The 23,111-nt window shown below is 38.0% G+C and carries 12 protein-coding genes; 4 read left to right on the top strand and 8 right to left on the bottom strand.

All coding sequences use genetic code 11. From position 1 onward, the window contains the following. Positions 1 to 21 precede the first annotated feature (21 nt). Both AC0KSB_RS09685 and AC0KSB_RS09680 read right to left on the bottom strand, forming a co-directional pair. Entirely contained in the window at positions 22 to 2,625 is a 2,604-nt protein-coding gene (locus tag AC0KSB_RS09685; RefSeq protein WP_472308703.1) for a pyruvate formate lyase family protein, read from the bottom strand. A gap of 47 nt (positions 2,626 to 2,672) precedes the next feature. Continuing rightward, on the bottom strand, positions 2,673 to 3,545 hold the full coding sequence (locus AC0KSB_RS09680; RefSeq protein ID WP_472308701.1) for a glycyl-radical enzyme activating protein: 873 nt from the start codon (positions 3,543 to 3,545) through the stop codon (positions 2,673 to 2,675). A gap of 472 nt (positions 3,546 to 4,017) precedes the next feature. Here AC0KSB_RS09680 and AC0KSB_RS09675 point away from each other — a divergent pair, with 472 nt between their 5' ends. Then, complete coding sequence (locus tag AC0KSB_RS09675) at positions 4,018 to 9,621, top strand: sugar-binding protein (protein ID WP_472308699.1); 5,604 nt, start codon at positions 4,018 to 4,020, stop codon at positions 9,619 to 9,621. A 254-nt stretch (positions 9,622 to 9,875) separates the two neighbouring features. Here AC0KSB_RS09675 and AC0KSB_RS09670 read toward each other — a convergent pair whose 3' ends face one another. From AC0KSB_RS09670 to AC0KSB_RS09650, 5 genes are all read right to left on the bottom strand, one after another. Next, positions 9,876 to 11,351: an alpha-L-fucosidase gene (locus AC0KSB_RS09670; RefSeq protein ID WP_472308697.1), complete on the bottom strand. Its 1,476-nt coding sequence runs from the start codon at positions 11,349 to 11,351 to the stop codon at positions 9,876 to 9,878. Positions 11,352 to 11,475: 124 nt separating this feature from the next. Next, positions 11,476 to 13,929, bottom strand: coding sequence for a glycoside hydrolase family 31 protein (locus AC0KSB_RS09665; RefSeq protein ID WP_472308695.1), 2,454 nt, complete (start codon positions 13,927 to 13,929; stop codon positions 11,476 to 11,478). Between the two features lie 9 nt (positions 13,930 to 13,938). Then, positions 13,939 to 14,766, bottom strand: coding sequence for a carbohydrate ABC transporter permease (locus AC0KSB_RS09660; protein WP_472308693.1), 828 nt, complete (start codon positions 14,764 to 14,766; stop codon positions 13,939 to 13,941). Continuing rightward, positions 14,766 to 15,644, bottom strand: a complete 879-nt coding sequence (locus AC0KSB_RS09655) for a carbohydrate ABC transporter permease (protein ID WP_472308691.1) — start codon at positions 15,642 to 15,644, stop codon at positions 14,766 to 14,768. Before AC0KSB_RS09655 ends, AC0KSB_RS09660 begins: the two co-directional genes overlap by 1 nt. A gap of 87 nt (positions 15,645 to 15,731) precedes the next feature. Next, positions 15,732 to 17,093: an ABC transporter substrate-binding protein gene (locus tag AC0KSB_RS09650; protein WP_472308689.1), complete on the bottom strand. Its 1,362-nt coding sequence runs from the start codon at positions 17,091 to 17,093 to the stop codon at positions 15,732 to 15,734. 302 nt (positions 17,094 to 17,395) lie between these two features. On the opposite strand from AC0KSB_RS09650, the gene AC0KSB_RS09645 reads away from it, so the two are divergent. Further along, positions 17,396 to 18,181, top strand: coding sequence for a response regulator transcription factor (locus AC0KSB_RS09645; protein WP_472308687.1), 786 nt, complete (start codon positions 17,396 to 17,398; stop codon positions 18,179 to 18,181). A 63-nt stretch (positions 18,182 to 18,244) separates the two neighbouring features. On the opposite strand, the gene AC0KSB_RS09640 is transcribed toward AC0KSB_RS09645, so the two are convergent. After that, the gene (locus AC0KSB_RS09640; RefSeq protein ID WP_472308685.1) at positions 18,245 to 20,017 is read right to left on the bottom strand and encodes a cache domain-containing sensor histidine kinase; all 1,773 of its coding nucleotides are present in this window, start codon (positions 20,015 to 20,017) and stop codon (positions 18,245 to 18,247) included. A gap of 256 nt (positions 20,018 to 20,273) precedes the next feature. Here AC0KSB_RS09640 and AC0KSB_RS09635 point away from each other — a divergent pair, with 256 nt between their 5' ends. Both AC0KSB_RS09635 and AC0KSB_RS09630 read left to right on the top strand, forming a co-directional pair. Then, positions 20,274 to 21,464 carry an ROK family protein gene (locus tag AC0KSB_RS09635; protein ID WP_472308683.1) on the top strand — a complete coding sequence of 397 codons (1,191 nt, stop codon included), beginning with the start codon at positions 20,274 to 20,276 and terminating at the stop codon, positions 21,462 to 21,464. Positions 21,465 to 21,504: 40 nt separating this feature from the next. Next, positions 21,505 to 23,097, top strand: coding sequence for a diguanylate cyclase domain-containing protein (locus AC0KSB_RS09630; protein WP_472308681.1), 1,593 nt, complete (start codon positions 21,505 to 21,507; stop codon positions 23,095 to 23,097). Positions 23,098 to 23,111: the final 14 nt, after the last annotated feature.

The following is a 23,111-nucleotide window of genomic DNA, read 5'->3' as shown; positions in this document are numbered from 1 at the left end:
TTGATAGACCTTCATTTACTTTTATGATATCACAGATGACTGTGGATCGAGGCGCACAATAATATCTTGCTGAATTGCTGGTGAAAGATCTAAAAAATTCACGAAGGTTCCATGAATACGCATGATATAGACTCCTCCGGGAGCATATTTTTCAGGTTTAGCAAGCACTTTTCGCAAAATTTCCGCTGTTGTTATATTGACATAAAGATAAAAAGGAGCAGTTAAGTTTTGGCTTTCATTATTATTTTGTACAGCTTCATTTGTCTGTTTTTGAACTAACGCTTCATTATTAGATTTATTGTTGTCTGTATGTTCATTGAAAAATAAAGGCTTGATAACACGCCGATAAAATGCTATCCCGCGTTCTTCCAGATCTTGTTCGCGAAAATATTTGGGATCTATACCAAAATGCGAGGCATATCCTCCAGGCATTTTTTCATATGGAAGTTTAAAGCCTGATAACATGCGGAAGCCCAAACCATTAGAGGCATCTCCGGCCAGTGGATCGGTGCCGTAATTAAGCATCTCTCGAGCTTTGCGCCCATCTGGCGTAGCACCTACCCAGTAACCATAAAGAAGATGTGTGGAAGGCGTAGCATAGTCAGGACGAAAAGAGTTCCCTAAACTATTGTTACATTTCGCAACATTATCAGAAACAAGGTTGACAAGACGCACAGCTTCTGAATCAGCTTTCGTGTCATTGTTGCCGAATTTAGGACAAGAGCTTAAATACTGGCGCAAAGCCTCGTCTTCTACAAAATTATTTTGCAATGCCCTGATTAACCTGGTAGCATCTTGCGATCTTTCTGCCAGCAGACAATCAATAGCGGCAAACGAGTCTGCAACAACTGCCAATCCATGGATAAGACAGCCGCTGCCATTGTATTTTGTGCCCTGGTTTTTCGTATCACGCATGTCATAGCCGCTTTCCATACCACCCATCATCGTGCTTAGAAAAGGTACAGGCATGAGCGACAGTGCTTCAGTAGCACCATTTGCGGACTCTGCCATTTTTTGCACATAAAAGCTAAGTCTTTGTTCAAATAGCTGACGTATATTTGTCAGGATTTCCAGATCAGTCATACTCTTGTCTGTAAAATAACTATTTTCAGGACCTATGTTTTTGCCGGTTAATAATGATCTGCCATTATTAAGGGTAAGCTCAAGTATTTTGGCCAGATTAAGCCAACTGTTTGTTGTATTACCATTGTCTTTACCCATAATAAGAGGTTCCTGGCAACCTGCTATTGCATAATCAGGGATGTCCTGAGCTTCTCTTCCAGCCAATTTTAGAACATTAAACAGAGAGTCATCGTTAAACAAAGAAGGCGTCAATGTTCCGGGAGTGAAGAAAAATCTTCCAAGCGATTTATATAGAGCTTCCGGTGTATTGCGATGCAATTTAACTGATAATATAGGCTGCGGCAAATTCATACTGTAATAGGCATCAAGCAAAGCATAGGTCGTTTCATTCGTCAGATCTTTATCGTCTGTGTCTTTGCCTCCCACCAGAATATTCTGAGAAATAGCCCAGCTACGGTCACCTACATTAAAGAAAACCAGAAAATGCTTCAAAAAACCGGCGGCAAGCTCCCGTGACAAACCAGTTCTGGCACGATATGGCTCAAAAATCCTGTCGGCATTGCCTACTGAAAAGGCGAATGGATTAGGTGCTTGTTCCAGACACATTATCTGCCAGATCAAAAGGAAACTCTGAATGGCCTGATAAAGATTTTCCGCTCCCTTAGCAGGGATGTGATCAAGCGTATCCGCAATCAACTGAAGCTGTTTAATTCGAATTTCTGTACCATCTGAAATTTCTTCATTCATGAGTATTTTGTCATTGATTATACTTAAATCAGGCTTTTCTTTTTCGTTGGAACTACTTATCTCCTTCAGCTTTGCAAGCTGTTTTTTTGCCAGTTCACTATAACGTCTGGACAAAACAAGTACAGCTTCAAGTGAAATCTCCATAGCTTTGAAATTATCAATCTTTTTAGGATCTTTCTCGATTGCTATTTTTGTTTGCAGTTGATCTATCGCTGCGAGCACACCTTTTGCCAACAGAGGGCGCAAATCAGGGATTACATGACCGGTCACCTGCTCGACAAAAAAACTAACTTCAGAGGTATATTCTTCGACTTCACTATATGTTCGATCGAGAGCCTCTACAAAAGGTTGCTTTTTTTGATATTCACGCATTTTCTCGATTCGTTCAGCAGTAAATTGCTGATTTGGCTCAATATCATTATAAACAGCTGTCGGATCACAGTAGCCACTGAAAGTTTCAACTTCAAAAGTTGGATTTATCAGGGCATAGCTGCGGGCAAAAGCATCTCTTTGTGTGCCGGCAAAAACAGCATTAGAACTAATCTCCAGAGGTAGATTTGCAGCTATTTCTTTCAATGCCAAAGCTGCCCGCATAGCAGCAGATTCGTCAGTATTAAGCAAATCAGATTTTTGTTGTATTTCTTTTGCAATAAACCAGCCATCAAGGCGTTTGCGTGTTTTCTCCTCGGCAAAAAGTTTATTCGCAAGATGTTCCAGTTGTTCCGGCGAATATAAAGTGGCAATATTTTCTTTGCCTTTAGTGGAATTATTTGTTTTGGATATTTCCATTTTCATTACCAGCCCTTCTATAATTGTTTAATTGTTTGTTTTTTATGTATTCTTTATGTAATTACTATTTCCCAGCCTTCTTTTTCAAGATCTTGCTGCCAGTCTTTCATCTGTTGGTTTGAAACTCTAGAGCCAGAATCAAGCTTATAAATCTGACCGCTTGCTTGCCATTTCTGAATACCATATTCATGGAATTTGAGCAATTCCAATTTGATCAAATTGCGATCCAGGTCTTTAATAAATTCTGATAACGCCAGCCTGTCTTCTTTTGCTGTATTGAAATTATTAATAATAGGTATTCTGATAAGAATATCTTTGTTTTGCTCCATAGCTTTTTCCAGATTTGCCCTGATATGTGTCAAAGACTGCCCTGTTATTAGCTTTAATTTTTGGCTGTTTCCATGTTTTACATCCATTATGAGATGATCTATCAGTGGATAAAGTTCAGGCAATCTTGGATTAGTTCCATTAGTTTCCATAGCCGTGTTGATATGATTATCCTTACACTTGCTAAGAAGTGCTTTTACCGCTTCAAATTGGAGAGTTGGTTCACCGCCTGTAAGGGTTATTCCTCCACCTTCAAAAAATAGTGACCGGCTACTTTCAATTTGCTGCCAGATCTGAACGATGTCCTGACTTTTTGCCTTGATACTTATTCCTTGACTGCGATTTATGCCAAGACATTTGCGATCTTTGCAAGTTTCACATATTTTGCGATCAAGGCTTTTATTTTTAATGGCTCCATGCGGGCAGATCCCTGCAATCAAGTTTTTGCTGTCAACCATCAAAGGTGCCTGCAGAGGTATTCCTTCAGGGTTTGCACACCACGGGCAATGCATATTACATCCTTGCAAATGGTAGACCAATCTATTTCCCGGTCCATCTTGGCTGAAATTAAAGCCGGATTCAAAATATGTAAGTTCCATTTAAACTGTTCCTTATATTATTTGCTTTTACTTGCAAGCTGCCGTAGACATCATATATACTTTCATTAGTTCACAGCTTGAATTAATATTCTTATTAAATTGTATTACATACCTTGGGATTTTGCAATATAAGTTCCTGGGATTTGCAATACGGACTGTTTCCAAAAGTTTGATTGCAGATTTCAAAACAACTTTTTTGTTTTTTCCTCTTCTTGTACCAGTCTCATCTTCACCAAAATAATTCTTTCCAGACCAGTTAAATTTATACATACGTTTGAATTGAAATAACCATTTTATGAACACAAACAGCAAAGTATAATAAAAAACAATTAGCAAACCCCTGAAAATATAGCTAAATTGACTAATAACGCTGTTGAAAAGCAGTTTATTTGTCATGTCATTAAGATGGTAATTGGTACAACATTTTTAGCAACTGTTTTCGGGAAAACCAATTTTCAAGAGGAGGATATCTATGAAAAAAGTATTGAGCGGAATTCTTGCCACCCTACTTTTGTTGGGTAGTATTACTACCGCAATTACAGCGTCTTCATTACCAAGTGATGCAGACGCAGCAAACAGAAATATTGCTTACACGGTATATGTTTCTACCGAGGGCAGCGACGAGACCGGCAACGGATCGCAAAACAACGCTTTTGCCACTATCGAAAAAGCAAAAGAACATGTTAGAACACTAGACAAATCCAGCGGAGACATCGTTGTAAAAATAGAAGATGGTGTCTACGAATTAGATGAGACTATTGTTTTTGACGAAAACGATTCTGGCAATGAAAACTGCACCATATATTATGAGGCTGCAGAGGGAGCAAACCCTGTTGTAAGTGGTGGTAAGGTTCTGAACAGTCAATGGACAGAAGCTACTGAGATAAACTGGCTTGGTCAAGGCATTACAGCTTACAAGACAACTTTGGTACGTGATGATAAGTTGCGTGCTATCTATGTTAATGGCGAACGTGCCAGCATGACAAGAAAAACCAGAACACCTTTAAGAGCTGTAGGAAGTTATAATGTAACAGCCGGACAAGCAGACTGGGCATGGGTTTCCAGAAGTAATATCAGCAGTGGTAATGTTTTTGCTGCTGATTTTGGTTTGTCTCCAAACACCAGAAATCCTCAGAACATCGAACTGGAATCAGGATCTACCTGGGTTAAGGCGATTGTCTGTGCTGAAAGTTTGACAGAAACGGCAGAAGGAGAAACTCAAGTTAATTTCCAGATGCCTTACGCAGCAATTGCTCAGAATTTAGGCTGGAATACAGGTTATTCGCCTACAAGAAGCAATGATGTTGTCAACGTTTATGAATGGCTCGCAAATCCTGGCGAATTCTATTTTGACCAGGCAGGAAGCACACTGTATTATATTCCTCAAAATGGAGAAGATCTGTCAACTGCAGAAGTTGTTGTTCCTGAATTGGAAACACTTGTAAAAGTAAATGGTTCTACTCCTAAAGTTGATTATGCTAAATATATTACTTTCCGTGGTGTAACATTTGCCTATACAGACTGGAATTTACACGAAGTGGAAGGTTCACACGGTAATGCTACAGTGCAGGCCTGTACCGTAGCCACAAAATTCTCAGACGGCAACTGGCATAACGACATATATCGTGCATATGATATACCACCAGCGGCTATCCATGTTACAACAGCCCACAACATCGACATTCTGGATTGTGGCGTAGAAATGACCGGTTATCTGGGAATACATTATGAAAATGATGTTTTTGATTGTGAAATAACAGGTAACTATATTGGACATACAGGCGGAGCTGGTATTGTTATTGGTCATCCTCAGCATGTTTATGAGAATGATACTGCAATACATCAGGTTGCACCTCAGTATGCGGGTCCTGATAAAGAAAAGTTCCCGGCTGGTACAGAAGCAGTTCCCAGAAATATTTTTATAACAAACAACTATTTGCTGGAAAACTGTTACTTCTTCCCGGGCAACTCCCCTATAACTTCATTCTTTACCTATAATATGAGAATTGAGCATAACTTTATTTATAAATGTTCTTATAGTGGTATCAGTGCAGGTTGGGGCTGGTGTAATTTTGACGGTTACCACGGTTCAGACTCCCAGCTTCCAGGTGTACCTACAACAACTTCAAGAAATAATCATATAAATAATAACCGTATAGAAGAGATTTGCTCTATTCTTCAGGATGCAGGCGGCATCTATACTCTGGGTCAACAGGGCAACGATGACTGGACAGAATATTCTGAAATGAGCAACAACTATATCAACGCCTTCCGTACGCCGACTGTAGCAAACGGCAGCCGCATGGTAAATGGATTCCATCCTGACGAAGGCAGCGCTTATATTATATTCGACAGCAATGTGGTAACCAATATCATCCGTAACGTTTATGAAATGAATGACTGGCGCAGAAAGCACAATTTGATTGTAACAAATGGATTTTCAAACACCAATCGTTCGGAAACCACTGCTCCTGATTGTACTTTAGAACAGTATGTTAATGAAAACTATATTTGGCCTAAAGCAGGTAATAATGTAGTTTTGAATTCTGGTCTTCAAGATGAATACACATATATGGTAAGCAAGGATGTTATGCCGGACGATTATTATGAACTGGCATCAAATGTACGTCTTTCTTCAGGAGACACACTAAACCGCAGAGGCCTGTTAGATGCGGAAGACGAAGTCTGGCTGGCACCGCTGGGAACTGTTGCTTTTGAAGAAGGCGATACCATGACTAAGGCCGCCGGTAACGAAAAAACCATACAAGTTCCTGAAACTCTGGGAGAATACAAACTATATATCAAGTACGCAAATGGAGATGTTTCAGGTGCTTCTGAATTCACTTTGTATGTGGGCGAAAAGAAGGATCTGGCAAATGTTTCTGATGGAAGAGACTACAATGTTTCTGAGCTGGCTCCATTGATATTGGATTTAGACAGAGATAATTATACCTTTACTCTCAATGATGAAAGCGTAAATAGCGGTTTCACTATAACTACAGAAAACAACTGGGAGTTAAAAGCAACTCCAATAGGTGAATCGCAAGTTGCTGAAACAATTAATTTCAGCACAAGTGTAACTGATGCCAATAAAGTTTTGCCAAGAAATGTAACTATATCCCCTGAAGGGTTGATAGAGTTCGATCAACCTTTAAATGATTCTGATAAAGATATCTGGCTGGCTCCATCCGGTTTATCAGCTTTTGATGAAAATGATCCTACCCAGTCAAAAGCATCTGGAGATAGCACTTCTATCAGAGCTCCCCGGGCAGCAGGCACTTATATTCTGACTGTTGTAGCATCTGACGGCAGTATTTTAAGTCAATCAGATGCCAAAGTAAGAGTGCTGAATATGGTAACACCAGGTAATGGTCTGGCTACCTATGGTACACCTGCTTTAGGCGGAGATAGCAACGATCCAATTTGGAATAGTGCTCCTTCTTTGGTAATAGAAAAACATCTGGTCATGGATAACGGAACAGCATCCGGCATTGCGAAGGTTATGTGGGATGAAGATAATCTTTATGTTCTTGTAGAAGTACAGGATCCTGTTCTAAACAGTGACAGCAGCAGCGCTCATGAAAGAGATTCTGTTGAGATTTTTGTAGATGAAACTAATCTTAAAGCTTCTACCTACCAGTTAGGAATGGGTCAGTATAGAATCAGCTATGAAAACCAGCAAACCTTTAACGGAACCGGTATCCAAGAAGGCTTCGAGTCATTCGCAAGAATAGTCGAAGGCGGATATGTAATAGAAGCTAAGATACCTTTCAAAACAGTTGATCCTGCAGCAAATGCAAAAATTGGTTTTGATGTACAGATCAACGACGCCAATGCAACAGGAACCCGCCAGGATATCGTTATGTGGTATGACGAAACTGGCACTTCCTGGCAGAATGGTTCCAATTGGGGCGAAGTAACACTCGAAGAAAAGAGTCCGATTCCAACCAATGGCCTTGATATGTGGTTCACAGCAGATCGCGGACTTACCTTAGGAGATGACGGATTGTCCGTACTCAAATGGGAAAGCCAGGGAACAGCTGACGTAACTATGGAAGCTAGTGCAGCAACTGCGCCTCAGCTATCAACAAACGAGAACGGTGTACCTGCGTTGTTATTTGATGGCTCCACCAATTCCCTTTCTTTTGAAGGTGTAAACTTCAATGACAAATCTGAGTTATCTTTAGTTGTAGTAACCCATTACACTGGGCCTACTGTTACAAACTGGGATAATGTGTGGACATCTGGAGACAGACATGCAGCTCTCTTTGTCACCGAGTCCGGTGGCTGGGGATCCATGTTCATATCTCCTTATCATGATTGGGTATCGACCAGATTTGGTACCGGGGTACAGTTCTGTAATATTAAGCACAGAAGATCAACAGCTATAGACAATTCATCTATAACTATTTCTGTTAAAGATGGTACAACAGAAAGAATGTATGTAGATGGAGCAAATGTTCTGGTTAAGGAAGGTCAGGGAGCAACAACTCAAAACATAGGCTCCACAATGTATATTGGCAAGAGCATCAGTGGCGGAGATGATTATTTCTTCAAAGGCACAATTTCTGAAATTCTTATTTATGACAGAGCATTATCCGATGTTGAAGTAGAACAGATTAATAATTACTTAAATTATAAACATCTGGTCACTCTTGATTCCATAAGTATAACCGAACCTACAAAGACAGAATATGAAATCGACGAAGAGCTTGATCTGGACGGATTAGTGGTTACAGCTCATTACAGTGATGGCAGCGAAGCCATAGTAACAGGCTATAACGTAAGTGCTTTTGATTCTTCGACAGCAGGCAGTAAAACAATAACTGTCAGTTATCAGGAGCAAACTGCAACATTCACTGTTAATGTTAAAGAAGCACCAATTCCAGTCACTCTGGATTCCATAAGCATAGCCGCACCTACAAAGACAGAATATGAAATCGACGAAGAGCTTGATCTGGACGGATTAGTGGTTACAGCTCATTACAGTGATGGCAGCGAAGCCATAGTAACAGGCTATAACGTAAGTGCTTTTGATTCTTCGACAGCAGGCAGCAAAACAATAACTGTCAGTTATCAGGAGCAAACTGCAACATTTACTGTTAATGTTAAAGAAGCAATTATCACTGACCCAACGCCTGAACCTACGGATCCTACTACCGAACCTACGGATCCTACTACCGAACCTACGGATCCTACTACCGAACCTACGGATCCTACTACCGAACCTACGGATCCTACTACCGAACCTACGGATCCTACTACCGAACCTACGGATCCTACTACTAAACCTACCGAGCCTACTACTAAACCTACCGAGCCTACTACTAAACCTACCGAGCCTACCACGAAACCTACCGAACCTACTACTAAACCTACCGAGCCTACTACTAAACCTACCGAGCCTACTACTAAACCTACCGAGCCTACTACTAAACCTACCGAGCCTGTCACAAAACCAGATCAGATAATTGGTTCGGATGAAGTAGAAGTTGAAGTAAACAACAATACATTAGTAGGACTTGCAGCCAAAGCTGATAAAGAGGCTTTTGATGAGGACGTAGTAATCACAGTGAGAGAAATAAGCAATTCTAGTGATGAAGGTTTGCTTGCCATTGAAAAAGCCAGAGAACTGATTGGTAATTTTGATCAGATTATGCTCTTAGACATCAAGGCTATGACACAATCCGGGCAAATATCGGTTCAACCCAAAGCCGGCACAAAAGTAACTATTACAATGGCAATACCTGAAGCAATGGATCCAAGCAGGATCGCATTAATTCATATCACAGATGACGGCGTGGTAGAACTCCTCGACTTTATCATCGATGGCAATAACATAATTTTTGAAGTTGATGGATTCTCTACCTTTGCAATTGTAGAACAAGCTGTTGCCGAACAAGATTCTGAAGAGGAAGAAGAAGATACATCAAGCAGCGATAAAACAGATGGTTTGGCTAAGACTGGAGAAAATGCGATCTCTATCTGGATTAGTCTTACAATCCTTCTGGCAGTAGCAGCGCTGGTATTATTTGCTAGACAGTATTATATCAAAAGAAAAGGTAAATATAATTAATCGTACATCAATAAGAACATCTAGGTAATTCATTATAAGGCTGTCTCAGAATTTATCATTTTGAGGCAGCCGCTTTTAAGCCTCTGATATTAATATCAGAATAATCACTCAAAAATTTTGTTTCAAAGAACATGTATATTTAATCAGCCTGCTTGTATGGCACTTTGCTGCTCAATTGGCTTAAAAGCCTACAAAAAGATCGTGATAGCTTTACTGTTATCACGATCCTTATAGACGGTTTATCAAAATATTGCTTAATCTAAATGTATTTTAAAAACAACCGGATATTTGCTGACTATATTTTTTGTCTTAATGTGCAGACCTTGTTCGTCGCGTGTATAATCAGGTTTTTCATCAAATCCCAGAACATCAAGGTCTTTTATAATTCCGTGAAACAGTGGCAGTTTAGAAGCATCATGCTCGGCCAAAGATTTAATGCAGATCTGTCCATTTTCTGGATAACTTAGGCAGGTTACATATAAATAACTGCCTTTAACAGTAAAACGAAAATCCTCTGCTGTGAAAACTTTATCATTGGCATCGGTAAACTGTCCTTCTACTACTTGAGTAGGCCCTTCACAAGCCTGACGCCAGATGCCAGTTTCGTAAATAGCTTCACCATTTATTTTCAACCATGCACCAATTTCTTTAAGAACTGCCTTTTCCTGATCACAAATTGTCCCATCTGCTTTTGGACCAATATTTAGCAATAAACAGCCATTTTTACTGACTATATCAACCAGATCACAGATTATATTTTCTGCTTTTTTAAAGTCATTATTCTCGGTATAACACCAAGAATTTTTGGCGATTGCAGTATCGGTCTGCCACCAAAAGGGTTTGACTTCTGAAAATTGACCGCGTTCAATATCTACAATAGCTGTTCCAAACTGAAAAGCGTCGTGTTTGTAATTTATCGCTGCTTCATAGCCGTTTTGGACAGCATGATTGTAATAATAAGCCGCAAATTTTTTCAGATATGGTTTAACAGCCTGATGCTGAATCCACCAGTCAAAATAAATTATCTTGGGCTGGAACCTGTCAACGATTTCGCAACAGCGGATTAACCAGTCCTGAAGAAATTCTTCTGTTGGTGTCGGCTGACTGAACAAGTCATGATGACCAGCTTCAGGCATCGCAGGCCAATAAAAATCACCTCGCTGCATAGGTTCTTTGACATCACTATCAAATTCTTTGCCATGTCCCATGAAAAACCAATGTTCTACGCGATGTGTGGAGGCACCGTTGATTAAACCACGTTTATTAAAAGCTTCTGTTAATTCCCCAAGCACATCCCGTTTTGGTCCCATTTCCGCAGCATTCCACCTGGAAATATCACTTCTGTACATTTGGAAACCATCGTGATGCTCTGCTACAGGAATTACATATTTCGCTCCGGCCTCTTCAAACAGACTTGCCCATTCATCAGCATCAAATTTTTCCGCCTTGAATAAAGATATAAAGTCTTTGTATCCAAAGTCGCTATGGGCACCATATGTTTTTATGTGATGCTCAAATTCTTTTGAGTCTTTAATATACATATTGCGGGAATACCATTCATTTGAAAAAGCGGGCACAGAATAAACGCCCCAATGGATAAAAATGCCAAACTTTGCATCTTTGTACCATTTCGGCACCTGTATATTCGCTAGCGAATCCCAGTTATCTTTAAATGGTCCTTTTTGAATCAGTTCATCTATCTGTTTTAATCTGTATTCCATTTCTTTCATTACTATCCTCCTTAAGATCATACATATTCAGGATCCTATTATATTGGAATTATAGTCATATAAAAAATAAAAAACATAGAGTCTATTTGCCGAAATATGTAATATATTGACTTTTAAAATAGCATTACAAATTAATGCTAAAAGAGGATCCATCATAGTGAAAAGAAAAAGTTTGAGAATTAGATTCATCGTGTAATATTAGTTTAATATTTCGATCCTTGATAGACTGTTTAAACTGATTTGCGGCTTTATCAATGGTAAAGATGGACAAGCTATTACTCCATTTCATTAAAATAGAATTATACTCGCCTTGCTCATAAGCATAGCCATCACCAGCATCTTCATATAGAACAAATTCTGTATCCACCCCAGGATAAATGTGGATTTCAAAAGGAGTTTTTGATATCTGTTCTGCATACTCTATATTTTCAGATTCCATTGGTATTATAGATCCGGCACGTACAAAAACCGGCATTCTGTCTATAGATGCTTCTACGATCACAAATTGGCCACCCTTGTACTTTTTATCGGTCCAGAAATCGTACCAATCACAGCCAGCCGGCAAATAACACTGCCATATTTTTTCACACTGAAGCGGCTGATTGTTTGCTTCATAGTACATAGGTTTATAAATTGGACAAACCAAAATCGAATGACCAAACATAAATTCATCGCTTGTTTTTTTCGCAGTTGCATCGTTGGGAAAATCAAAAAGAAAACTTCTTAAAAGAGTATCTTGATTAAAGGTAACAGATGCTGCCATGGAATAAATATAGGGCATCAGACGGTATCGAAGACGAATGAATTTTTCGATAGCATCGTAAAAAGGTTCTCCTTTTTCGCCAAAATTCCAGATTTCACGCGGGGTGTCTGTTCCATGTGATCTAAAAATTGGAAGAAATACAGCATATTCCAACCAGCGAGTATAAAGTTCTCTATATCCTAGATCATCACAACCATCATTATATTTACCATCCCAGAACCATAGAGGATTTGGATTATCACTGCAGCCACAGCCACGCTTGCTATAATCAGTTCCTACCACGAAAAATCCGCCAATATCCAAAGTCCAGTAAGGCATACCGCTCATGCCGAAATTTAAGCCTTCTACAATTTGTTTCCTTAAGGTTTCCCAATTGGCACTGATATCGCCTGACCAAAGAATGGTTCCATATTTTTGGGAGCCGGCATACCCAGAACGAGTTAGATTTGCAACTCTTTTTTCGCTATTGTGAAGTCTTTGGTTTTCAAAAATTCCTTGAGCATGTTTAAGCGCAAATAAATTGGCAAAAGCCGGATCTAAATATTTTTTATGTTCTTCTCCTACTAAAGAATATCTTTCCCAAGGCTCCCTTGTAGTTTCTCCACTCCAGTCAGGTCCGCTGAACGGTTCTGTAGAGTCACACCACCAACTATCAAATCCGCCCTGAAAAAGCTCTCTGCTTGCCTGCCGCCAGTATAGAGCTCTCGCCTTTTCCTGAAAAGCGTCATAGGTCGAGGCATCTCCCAGCAAAAGTCCTTCTTTTAAAAATTCTTCATAATCTTCACAACCAGCATTCATATTAGGCCAAATAGACACCATCGAATGAACATTCATATCATGAAGGGTTTTGATTGCCTTTTTAATGTCTGGATATCGAGTAGGATCCAGTCGCTTATTTCCCCATTTACCAGCTTCCCACGTGTTCCAATCCTGAACTATACAATCCAAAGGAATTTTTCTTTTACGATATTCGGCAGCTACATCAACCAACTCATCTTGATTAGTATAAGCTTCTTTCGATTGTATATAGCCATAACTCCATTTAGGAAGCAAAGGAGCATCTCCCGTAATCAGTCGATAATTTTTAATAATATCATCTATTTTTTTGCCATAAATAAAGTAATAATCCATCTGTTCTATAGTATCAAAAAACAGATAAGACCCTCTGGCATCATCGTTAAATGTCATCAATGATCCACAATCAAATAAGATTCCGTAATTTTGATCAGAAATAAGAAAAGGAATCGGCGTACGCATATTGTGCTGATAAAGATATTGGTTATGCCCTCGATAATTATATATCCCTTCCTCTCCTTGTCCTAAACCATGCAGAATTTCTTGTTCTTTCCATTTAAAAAACAACTTACCGCGATATGCTTCACGATCTATTTGAGGTTTTAAATTTTCAACAAAATTACGCTCTCCATCAACAGTTTTTACACGACGTATTTTAGGCTCTTCCCCGAAGGTAGAATGTTTGACAACTGGAATTACAGTTAATTCTTTCCCCATCTCTTCAAGAAGAATTTTTCCAGTTGATCTTTCCTTCCACACAAATTTCCCGGAACAAGAATCAATTTCCAGTATAATATTTTCTGTCTGCACACAAAAATTTTTATCTGCTTCTTTTACATTCAAAGAAGTTTCAGAAATCACTTTTTCAGAAATGTCAATGGCTGAATAATTTAATTGTGGCGCTTTTTTTGAATAGATGCATCTGATAACAGAAGGCGAAATAACCTGCAAAGTGAAAAATCCATTATCAGTGCTAAAAAGTATTTCCTGATTTTTATGTTGACTAGAAAGTATTTTCATCAAATTACCCTATCCTTTAACTGCACCGGCAGTCATACCGGAAACAATATATTTTTGTCCTAGCAAATACACAAGAATAACTGGAATACTGGTTAATAGTATATCGGCACTTACCAGATTCCAGTCTCTGAAAAACATGCCAAAAAAGTTATATACCGACAATGTCATAGGCCATTTTTCTGAACTGCTGAGAAAGTAAAGTGGGGATGCAAACTCATTCCAGGTATTTAAGAAGGTTAAAACAAAAACAGTTGCAACTGCTGGTTTCAACAACGGAAAAACAACTGATACAAAAAGTCGTATCGGTGAACAACCGTCGATAACTCCTGCTTCATCCAGATCAACCGGAACTTTAGCGACAAAGCCGTGAAGCAGAAATACAGAGAAAGGAAGCTGCATACCAGCATATAGAAGAATTATCCCTAATCGAGAATTCATTAACTGCAAAGTAGACATGACCTTAATTAAAGCGACATAGTTTAACGGCATAGCAATACCAAGAACGATAAAAATATACAAAAAGCGATTAAACTTAGTTCTGTTTCTTGAAAGAGTATAAGCTGCTGTAGCCGCCAAAAGCGTGCATAGAATGACACTGCCGAAAGAATAAATGCAGCTGTTGATAAACGATGAAAGCAGTTTACCCTTTTCAATAACTATCAAAAAATTATCCCATGGGATAGGCGTCGTTGGCAAAGTAAGATTCATCGCTGATGCGGATAAACTATCTTTTAAGGAATTAAATAATATAAGCACCAGTGGCACAAGGCATATCAGAGAAATTAGCCAAGCAATAACATTGGCAAAAATGCCCATGGTTATTTTTTTTATTTTCATTATTCCACCACCTCATCTTTTGTCATGATGTGAATCATGAAAACACCAACCAAAACCATAAAGGCAAACATTACGGAGGAAAGAGCTGTGCCGACCGCATATTGGCCGGTACTAAACCTTTTAAATACTGCCGTATACAAAACCTCTGTTGTTGCTTTTCCGGGACCACCATTGGTGAGAGCATATATCATATCAAAGACCTTTAACCCATAAATTACATTTAGGACCGTAGTCGTTGCCAGAGTTGGTAATAATAATGGTAAAGTAATTCTGAAAAATTTCTGAAACCCATTTGCTCCATCAATATCTGCCGCCTCATAATATGTGGGAGAGATTGATAAAAGCCCTGCGATAAGGATTGTCATGATATAGCCGACACCACGCCATACATCTACAGCAATAACAGTACCAAATGCATATTCGGAGCTTGTAAGCCAAGGTTTTGCCAAGGCATCCAGACCAATATCTCTTAAGAAGGTATTTAAAAGCCCTACTGCGGGATTTAATATCGAAGTAAAAATCATACCTATAATCAATGTTGAAAGGACAGATGGCATGAACATTATGCCTCTATGAAAATTCAAAAAGAATATTCGACGAGTCAATAAAAGAGCCATTAATAATCCTATAACGTTTTTAATAATCGTAGTTAAGAAAGTGAAAGAAATAGTGTTTTTTATGATTTTCATGTAATTTTCACCGGCAGAAAAGATTGTTTCAAAATTTTCAAGACCGACAAATTTTATTTCATGAGTATAGGCAGACCAGTCTGTAAAAGAATATCCAATGCCTATAATTCCAGGTATTACCATAAAAACAAGATATATAAGTAAAGCTCCCAAGATAAAATACCCGGGATAAACTTTTCTTTTGTTCATACAAGGAACGCTCCTTTTTTATTAGAATAAAAAAGGCACAGCCTAATCATTGGAATCAGGCTGTACCTTGAACGGTTCATCGTTCTGTTAATTCCAAGCTTCGTCGCTAGCGGCTTTTGCTTGCTCGGCTCTGTTTTTGTCAATATCTTCTAAGACATCGTCTTCGGTCATTTCACCAAGAAGCATTGCAGAAAGACTACTACCGATTTCCATCCATTGAGGATTGACATATTTTACAGCAGTTTGATAAACGGTAGAGGATTTTGTATATCTGTTATAAAAGTCCTGAATAGTTTCGGAGTATGTTGTAGGTGCATTTGAGAAAGGAAGCTTGTTAAACTTACCAACATTTTCTGTCAAATAAGTGAGACTTTCTTCAGTAGCAAGATATTCCAGATATGCTTTTGCCGCATCTATATTACTTGATCCAGAGAATATAAATCTAGCAGGGCCTGAAGGATTAACATTCAAAGTCTGATTATCGGCCAATGGTGCAACAAAGTAGCCTATCTGATCTACTGGGAAATCAGGATTAATCTCGTTAACCTCAGCTCCTAAGCCCTGATTTGCAATAGTCATAGCATACTCACCAGAGGCAATACTTTTAGCAGCATCTGCATACTGGTTAGACATATAATTTTCACCCCAGTATCCTTTGGCAGCCATCTCATTAATTTGAGACAAGATAGTAATAAAGTTGTCATTGCCTTTAAATGTTACTTCATTATTGTTAAGTTTATCAGCCAAACCAGGATTATTGGTTTCAGCAACAACGCATAATTCAGGGAACCACAAAACATGGTGCCAACCATCTGATACACATTCATAAATTGGAATAATTCCTGCAGATAACAAGGTTTCACAGATTTGCACAAACTCTTCATAATTAGTGGGTATTTCAAGGTCATGCTCTTCAAAGATCTTTTTATTATAAGCTACAGCCCAAACAGCAGAAACATCTTGTGAAGGTTGTCCGTAAATTTTGCCGTTAACTGTCAATTCGGCAGCTGCCAACTCATCTACGTTCGAAGCCCAGCTTGAATCTGATAAATCAACTGCGTTCTTTTCAACATTGATAGAAGTTTGAATATCAAACTGGCCACTTTGAGAACCAAAAATGTCGGTGCCTTCACCAGTATTTAATTTAGTCATTAACAAATTATTGTACTGATCAGATGGAACAATTTGATAATCAATTTTCACACCGGTCTCTTCTTCGTATTTTTTAGCAAGTTCCAATTCGGCATCTTGAACCCAGTCCTGACTTGCCATAAAAGACAAAGTTACATTTTGCTTTTCACCATTATCCGTTGAAGCTTCCCCGGAAGTAGTGGTGGTGTCATTACTTGCTGGCGCTGTTGTTTGTGTGGTTCCGCCACCGCAGGCAGCAACGGAAACAGCTAGTGCCAGAACCAGCAGAGCGGATAATAATCTTTTGCTTTTTTTCATAATCAATCCTCCTATAAATTTTTCTGAACGATTATCATTTTATAGAGCAATTGCACAGAATCAAATGGATGCTTTGATCTAATTTTATGTATTATTTTGACGTAACCATATTTATCCGATATGCTTCGCTTCCCGAAAATATCGAAAACAAGTCAATAACTTTTTTGCCAAAATCCAAATTGCATGATATTTTACTAATTGGACACTCATAGAATGGCACAAATCAGATAAAGCAAATTGATGATTTATACCGGAACATGCTGGTAAAGTTTGCAAAGCAGCTGTTATGGAGGAATTTCCAAATGAACAAACCTAAATTCTCGGTTTTAGTGGTGGAAGATGAAAAATTAATTGCCAGAAATATCAGCAGGAGTATTCAGCGCTTAAACAGCAGTTTTGAGGTTGTAGCAATTGCTTCCAACGGCGAAGAAGCTTTATCGATTACTGGTGAATTGTTGCCAAATGTTGTCTTTACCGATATTCGCATGCCTGTTATGGATGGATTAGAATTAACCAAAAGAATCAGTGAAAAGTATAATTTTATTATTTGTGTAATACTAAGTGGATATAATGAATTTGCTTATGCTCAAAAAGCTTTGCATTATAATGTTATGGACTATTTACTAAAACCAGTTAACGACGGGGAATTATCCACAGTTTTGAAAAAAATAGAGAAAAAGCTGCTTACATTTCAGGATAATCTGGAAATTGAAAGTAATTCATCTTTTCAAAAACCTGAAAAAATAGTAGAGCTGGTAGAGGAATTTATTCATAATCATTATATGGATTTGCTTGATCTTGGAGAAATCGCCGATAAATTTGGTTTTTCCATCTCTTATCTTTCTAAAATATTTGCCAAAACTACTGGTAAGAGCCCTTCGAAATATATACGTGATTATAGGATTTGTGTCGCAAAGCAATTATTGAGAAATCCCAACTTATCAATCGCAGAAGTTGGCCGCAAAGTAGGCTATCCCGATCAATTTCACTTTAGTAAAGTTTTTAAGCAGGTGACTAATCAAAGCCCTTCAGAATATAGATCGCGTGAAGATGGAAATCTTGAACCATGTGAAAATTCCAGCCAATAAATCCAGATTATTTTTATGGTTAAAATTCAGAAAAATCTCGCTATCGATGCTCTGAACTTCTAATCATTCTTTAATATCTCCTCCTATTGTAACCTTTGCCCCACCTTCCTCAATGTTTTCTATTTTAAAAACAAACACTTTACCATGTAATATTTTAAGTCTTAAATAAATATTCAGAAGACCCATGCCGTTTATTTCTAATGAGGGCAGCAGCCCAGTAGAATCTATTTCAGTAATTTTATCATTAATTATAGAAAGAGCAGTCTCATCAAAGCCGGTTCCGTTGTCTGTGACTGTTATGAGATAGGTGTCATCACAGATTATACCTTTGATGTTTATATGCCAAGGAGGATTTTTCTTTGAGCAAAACTTGATGGAATTTTCTACAAGAGGTTGAATGCTTAGTTTAGGAACTTTAATACCGCTCATATTATCTGGAATATCGATAGTATAGAACAGATCTTCATCAAAACGGGCAGACATGCAATCAAGAAAATCAATAGTATTAGTAATCTCATCCTTTAGCGAAACTGTAGTTTCACCATCTGAGGAAATATATCTTAAAATATTCGACATAGACTGACACATTTTAATGATTTCCTGATCCATATTAGCATCGGCCATGCTTTGTATATTTGCAAGACTGTTAAATAGAAAATGCGGATTCATTTGTGATTGAAGAGCAAGCATTTTGGACTGCATTTCTTGATTTTTAAGCAAAAGTTGTTTGTTAAGGCTATCGACTAATTTGTGTTGCATATCAATAAATTTGTCATAAAGTCTATTGAGTTCAATAATTTCGGTTTTCAAACTTTTTTTCTTTAAATATCCATTAAGATTTACCTGCTTCATTTCGCTATAAATTTTTTGAATAGGTACAGTTATTCTGTTAGCTGCAAAATATGAGAGAATAAATGCCAGAAACAAAGATACTACCGCTGTGAAAATAACATTTCTTATATAGCTATGTGTTGGCATGAACAAAGATTTCTCGTCAATAACTATAGCTGTCAGCATATTATCGTCTGATTTTTCAAAGGTGACAAAATAATTTGATTTATCATTTGCTATCCGAACAAAATCACTTGAAGGCTCGGAATCAGCTAGTTTTTCATATACTAATTGTGAAAGTTCCTCACTTTGTTGACCCGAATGAATTAAATTACCCGAACCATCAAAAACTACTATTTCTTCACCCATAACGCTGTTATAGGTAAAAACCTGAGACAAAACCTGCCTAACAGATTTTTTGACCTCCAGATAACCTTGTAAATTATTATAATTGTCATAATACTTACGTGATAATGAAATAAAAAGTTTCCCTAATTGATCTGTTGTATACTTTGAAATATAAGCATCTTCACCTTCATAAGTGAGTAATCTGATACCGTCATTATTTTCTACCCCCTCATACCAAGGCATTTGTTCAACCGGATAGAAATAATTATTGTTATTCAAACCTGAAGCAATCACAATACCTGTGTGTGAATAAAGATTTGCTTGGTCTACAAGTCTGTTAGGGCCGATACTATTAGCCAAAAGTTCATTTAATGCCTTAAGGTTTTCATGATCGTTTTGATTACTTAAGTATTCACCATATGTGCTTTTTATCAGATTAGAGTAAGCAATATTTAAAGAAACAAGATTCATTTGCCATATTTCTCTTTCCATTGACTCATTTAAGGAAACACAATTCTGCCTTAATGTTGCATAGGATCTTGCATTTATTTTATTGGATTCGGTGATAACAAAGTAAGTTGATAGCAAAAGAAAAGGAACCAATATTACTAAAGAATATGTAAGCATTAAATTAAATTTAATTGTGTTTTTAAACATAAATTCCACCGCTTTACTAAAGAAACCACAACCGTGCAGATCATATACAATTTTTTTGAATTGATTAATTTGTTTCTCAACATTTGCCTAATGAGATTATTTAACATAAGCATCCGCATTATATATTGTCAATCTAAATACCGTCAATTATCCAGCACTTCACGAGATCTTGGAACAATTTGTCACAAGTCACTTGTTGCTTTTGCTTGTACTGTTATAATATATTTACTTAATATGTTTTTTGTGGGGTTTTACGATGAAAATGCAGGCTTCCAATATTAAATCACTTAAAAGTGACAACAGGGCTCTGATATTGAACGAAATTCGGAAATGCCCGCATTCGCGTGCGCAATTGTCTGACGCTACTTCTCTGACTCGTTCTGCTGTCACAATGATTGTGCAGGATCTAATAGCAGAGGGGCAGATTTGTGAGACTAGATCACTGCAGACAGGCCGAGGGCGCAAGCAAATATTGCTGGAAATAGTTGCTGATCATAAATATGCTTTGGGTCTGGCCTTGCATAGACATGAAACAGCCGTTGTCCTTACCGACCTTTCGGGGAAGGCTCTCGAACACAAAAGCACCGCTACATCTTCTTTTTCTTCAGCAGATGAAATATTGGAATGGTCAAGATCATCTATGCAGGGGTTTCTTAATAGGCGCAGAATTTCTTCCAACAGGTTGGTCGGTATAGGGATTAGCAGCCCCGGCCCGCTTGATCTTGATAATGGAAAAATATTGGCGCCAATCGATTTTGATATGTTTCATAATTTCCCTGTTGTTGATCATGTCAGAAATTTCGAATTTGAACTGCTTGACGGTAAAATAAAATTTCCAGATATAAGCTTGGATAATAATGCTGTTTTGTTGGCGATGCGCGAATATTATCAGTGCGAAAGCAAAATGCATCAATTTAAGCATATTTTATATGTCACTGTTTCTCGCGGGATTGGTAGCTGTCTGATCAGTAACGGGCAAATTTATCGTGGCTTTGGTGGTTTTGCAGGTGAGTTGGGGCATACCAGTATTGAAGGAACCGGCAGACCTTGTACCTGCGGTAATTACGGTTGTCTTGAACGATATGCCACTTTGGCTGCCTTAAAAGAATTTTTTGGTTTTGATAATTATGAGGTAATCGTTGATCTTGCCTACAATGGTATTGGCCGTCCGCTGGCAATTGTTGAACAGATTGCAGAATGGCTATCCACAGCTCTGGTCAATGCAGTCAATCTTTTTGATCTTGATGCAATTGTTCTTTATGGAGAACTAAACTATCGCCCTAAGTTGTTAACCGACCTTATTCAAAGCAGAATCAGACAAAGATCCCTGGTAGGAAGAGTTCATGAAGTACAGGTAATGGCTTCCGTTTATGATGATAAAACAGCTGCTCTTTCTGCAACTTCTACCATAATTGATAGTTATTTTAAATGTCAGAGATCCGATTAATATTTTTTGAAATCGGTAGTGTACAGGAGAAAAATCTTTAATGCAATTATTATCGCTCATATCATTTGGGGTTTTTATTTGCTACATGATTCTAGCTTATAACTGCTTTCGCCTTGGAATCGCAAGACAGTCAGTGTGGGCTGCTTTTCTGACCACAATACATCTGGGGATCTGGGCTTTTGCTATGAGTCTTTATTATCTGGCACCGGATGCTGAAACGGCCTGGTTCTGGCATCGATTTTCTGCTATAGGCTGGGCAGCCTTTCCGGCAGCATCTTCATATTATTATTTGCTTATAACCGACAGATTAAAGAAAATGCCAAATTACGCAGTTTATTTACTATTTTATGCTGTTCCCTGCCTTTTGCTCATAATGAACTGGACTGGTTCTACTACTGCTGTCGCAACTGATTTAAGGGCAGCGTCTGTGGGAACTGGTTTTGCATATGTTAATGATATTTATTCCTGGAAATTATGGATTTATATAATTACTTTTTTTCTTTATTTTGGAGCCGGCTTTCTAAGCATTATTTTCTGGAGCAGGAAAAATAATAATCCGCAGATGTCCAAAAGAATCTACACTATTCTGATTCTTTTCTGTACTGTATTTTTGTTTGGTGGTTTTACAGATCTTATTTTGCCATTATTTGGTGCTTTTATACCACCAATTGCTGTTCTTTTTCTACCGTTTGCTTTAATTGGCAATATGCTTGAAACAGAAAGATTGAAGTTCTTTTCCTTACCTCTGGGAGATCGTTCACATCTTATTTTTGATACAATTTCAGAGGGTATTTTGATGCTAGATCTTAATGGTAAAATTGTACATTGCAACTTGGAAGCAGCCAGAATATTAAAGATTGATCGCGAGCAAATTATTGATAAACATATTTTCAATTTTGTAAATGATAAAGCAGCAGCTATAAATTTTTTCCGCTTGTTGCAAACAGAAAAAAAGACGAAAAATATTGAAACTTTTTTTGTTACTGCAAGCAAAGAAAAAATAGAAGTGATTTTTTCTGCTGCTTTGGCTGAAAAAGACCGCTTTGGTCATCTCGGTGTAGTAATGAGTTTCCACGATATCAGCGAGCGAAAAAACCTTATTAGAGATCTTCAGGAGGAAAGAAAAAAATATTCAAAGCTGGCAAATGATTATTATAAGCTTGCAAACTATGACGCTCTGACAAAGCTGCCTAACAGGCGCCTGCTGCATGAAATGGCAACCAAAATAAACAAAAAGGATTTTGAATGGGCATTGCTTTTTTGTGATCTGGATGGTTTTAAATCTATAAATGACCGCTACGGGCACGATATAGGGGACAGAATTTTGCAGCTTGCGGCAGCTAGATTGGAAAACTGTCTTACCCATGATGATTTAATAGCAAGGCTTGGAGGTGATGAATTTGTTCTCGTGGTCAGGGGAGACAAAAAAACAGCTCAAAACCGTGCCGCAAGTATTAAATCAAGCTTTGATCAACCTTTTGTTTTTGACGGCAAAAGTTTTGAGCTGGGTATTTCTGTAGGCTACACTCTTTCGACAGATTGCGATGATCCAAAAAACTGGAGTCTTTCGCAAATGCTTCACCTAGCCGATAAATCGATGTACAGCGACAAAAAGTCTCGAAAAAAATTGTAGACACTAATTTCTAC

This window comes from Ercella succinigenes (assembly GCF_900002895.1).
The sequence above is the reverse complement of the archived record's forward strand: the minus strand, read 5'-3'. Positions and strand labels throughout refer to the sequence as shown.